This is a genomic window from Mesorhizobium sp. M7A.F.Ca.US.006.04.2.1 (assembly GCF_004022915.1).
Classification (GTDB): domain Bacteria; phylum Pseudomonadota; class Alphaproteobacteria; order Rhizobiales; family Rhizobiaceae; genus Mesorhizobium; species Mesorhizobium ciceri.
Genome location: NZ_RZQA01000749.1, coordinates 1 through 3,222, shown reverse-complemented (window position 1 = coordinate 3,222; position 3,222 = coordinate 1). Strand labels below are relative to the sequence as shown.

Genomic DNA, 3,222 nt, shown 5'->3' with positions numbered 1-3,222 from the left:
GGCTTTGCCTGCGCTACAAGGCGTTCGGATTTTTCCGCCCGCGCGCTTACCCTGGCCAGCTTGAAACAGCTGGCGCCGCACTGCACCGAATGATCATGCAGGGCCTGAGTGCCGCCATTGGCGTTGGCCAGCACGAAGGGTGCTTTCAAAAAGTGCTGTTTCAGCGGATCGGCAAGTGCGAGCGATCCCGGTGTCGACAGTGTCTGGGGCAGGCCAACCGAAGTTGCCGACAGAGAGGCGCCGACGGAACTGAGGCCAGCCATGGTGCCGATCAACCAAAGACCGATGGCGGTGCTGACGCAAGGCAGCGCGACCCAGCGGGCCACCCGGCCAGCGTTGAAGGAAGGGGAACGTGGAGCATCGACGAACTCGCCGCCCTCACGCTGTCCCCGGTTTTTTTTGTGTGTACTCAACAACGCCATGCAACCAATCTCGCTTCAATCGGTTTCCCCGTACGTGGCCTTGAGAGCCGCGACGACCATTCTGTGAGTGATCCCAGGTGGTCCCCGACGCGTTTGCCGCGTCTGTAGTTGGTTGCCGATTGCTTCAAAATATGGACAAAGTTGGTTAATCAATTCCTCTCAAAACCAACGACGAGATGTGGATTTTGGCCAAATCAGCCTTCGTCCACGGCCAGGAAAGTGGTGTTGTCGCCCTTCCGACCTGGTTTTGCTGCCTGTTTTTGGCGGCCGAGTCAAGCAAAACAGCCACTGCTAATTTTTACGCAGCGCCTCCGCGCGGTGTATGCAGCGAACCGACTGCCGGCAGACCTGCCTACAAAAGGCGCGCGTGTTTCCGGTAAAACCGTTGCCTGCCATGCTAGATTTCTCGCGGGAAGGCGGCCTCAAACGGCCCACCCTCAGTTGAACCAAAGCGCAAACGTCAAAAACCCGCCGCCGCCGAACTGGCGCTGGATCTGGTCGAAATCGTCGCTGGTCGCGAGCTCGCCGCTTTCGAGGTAGGGCGCGATGGCCGGGCCGGTGATCGACAGCACGAGATCGAAGTTTTTTGGCTCGTCGAAGAAGCGCTTCATGTTGATGCCAAGCCCAGTACTGGCGGTGACGCGGAAATGCGGCAGCAGCTTGCGGCCTTCCAGGAGATCCTCGGCCATGGTCAAGGCGGCGAGCCAGGCCTGGACCTGCTCCTCGCCGACTTCGAGGCCGGTGAGCGGGTTCTCGCCCTTCTGCTGCGGTCCAGGCAGCCATTCGCGGTCATTGTCGGTCTCGGCGCGGATCGCCTTCCAGTCCTCGCGCGACAGCCGGATCATTTCCAGCAGGTGGCGGCGCGCTGCTTGCCGGCGCTCCGGTTCGATCACCGGCCAGTTGACGAGATGCACCATCGAGATGAAATCGGCGATGCGCCATTCCGAGGAGAAGATGCTCGAGCCCATATCGCCGGCCGGCGGCACCAGAATATCCTGCAGCGGCAATTTGGCGCGCGGGAACAGCATGTGAAACGAGCCGTCGAAGGTGCTCCTGAAATCATGCGCAAGCCAGAAATCGGCCTGCGCCATCAGGAACTCGGCATAGCCCTGCAGCCAGTAGCCGTCGGCGCGGTCGAAGCGGAAGGTGAGCGTGGGGGCGGCGGCGTCCGACGAGATACCGCCGCGCGAGAGTGAGGCGATGATCGCCGCCATGCTCTCGTCCGGCGCGATGGTGCCGTCCTCGTTGAGGTCGATGCCGGCATGGGTGAGATCGATGACCATGCCGATATCGGCATCGGGCGGCACCGAGGCAAACGTGGCTGCGGATTTCTCCAGCCGGTCACGGAAGCCGACCAGGATGGCGCGGAACTGCTCGTAAGTGAGCGGCTCGGGATTGGGATTGTCGGGCACCGGCAACCGCATCAGCGGCAGCATGAAGGATTGCGGGCTTTCGAAACCATGACGGTGCAGGCCGGTGGCCAGGATCTCCAGTGCGGTAAAGAACTCGCCCGCCCCGGCCGCATAGGCGGATGCCGGGTCTTTTGGCGCGGCAGCCTCCAGCGTCGAGAGAGCGGTGTCGCGCGCGGCCACGGTCTTCGCCTCAAACAATGTGGTTGCCGCTTCTGGCATTGCCGCCGACGCGGAAGACAGCGGCAGGAGCAGAATGAAAGCGGATGTCAGCAGGCCTGCCAGTCGTGTCATCTTTTCCCCCCAATGTTTTGTCGCGCAGTGCAAACATACACCATTTGCAGCGCCGCGCTTCAACCCGCCCGGCGGACGGTCTACACAGGGCAAACAATTGGGCATCGCGTGTCGAATTATCCGTTTTCCTACAAGCTGTCCTGGCTGCCGCGTTTCCTGAAGCCGTCACTGGCCGGCGACGCTCAAGACTTTGCGCCGATGGCCGGGACGCTGATGGATCCACCGCCGAAGCAAGCGGTGCGGCTTGCCTTTGTCGGCGACATCTCGGCGGTGGCCAACCGCAGCGCGCCGGATTGCGATCCGGCGATCAAGGCGCTGCTCGGCGCTGCCGATCTGGTGATCGGCAATTGCGAAAGCCCTGTTGTGGACAGGCCAAGCGCGGTGCTGGGCACAAGGCTCGGCACGCATCATGCGATGAGCGAGCCGTTCCTGGCCGAGGCGCTGACGGCGGTTGGTGTTGCGCGCGAAAAACTCGTGCTGTCGCTGGCCAACAACCATGTGCTGGATCAGGGCATCGCCGGTTTCGACGAGACAATCGCGGCGTTGCTGCGGCTCGGCATCCGCACGATCGGCCTGGCCGACGGTCCGGTTGTACCGATTCAGGTTGGATCGCTTGATATCGGCTTCGCCGCCTTCACGCTGTGGCGGAACGCCGATGAAAAACTGTTTGCCGGGCGCGTTTCGATGGACAGCGATCCGGCGAGCTGGCCACCCGCTGGCTTGGACCTTCTCTGCGCCGTGCCGCATTGGGACTGGGAGTTCCGACATTTTCCGCGCGACGGGACGCGAGCGCTGGCCAGGCGGCTGGCCGGGCAGGGCGCCGGGCTGATCGCGGGCCATCATGCCCATGTCGTGCAGCCGGTGGAAAAGATTGACGGGACGATCGTCGCCTATGGGCTCGGCGATTTCCTCGGTACCGCCTTTGCCCGGCAGCCATGGCCGGGCCGCATCGGCTCTATCCTCGTTGTCGATGTCAGTGCCGATGCCGGTACGCGCGGCAGGATCGCGTCTTACCGGATGCATCCCTTCATGCGCCTGCGCGCTGGCGACCACGAGCGGCTGGTGTTGATGGAGGCTTTGGAGGGCCGAATGCGTGA

Annotated in this window: 2 protein-coding genes and 1 pseudogene; 1 reads left to right on the top strand and 2 read right to left on the bottom strand. The window is 62.9% G+C overall.

Annotated features, from left to right (window positions below):
• A pseudogene (locus EN925_RS29330) lies at positions 1 to 422 on the bottom strand (hypothetical protein); the annotation flags it as partial.
• Between the two features lie 437 nt (positions 423 to 859).
• Entirely contained in the window at positions 860 to 2,125 is a 1,266-nt protein-coding gene (locus EN925_RS29325) for a hypothetical protein (protein WP_127384777.1), read from the bottom strand.
• A 108-nt stretch (positions 2,126 to 2,233) separates the two neighbouring features.
• On the opposite strand from EN925_RS29325, the gene EN925_RS29320 reads away from it, so the two are divergent.
• Positions 2,234 to 3,222 (top strand): CapA family protein (locus tag EN925_RS29320; protein ID WP_128337117.1); only part of this gene is annotated, 989 nt, incomplete at its 3' end.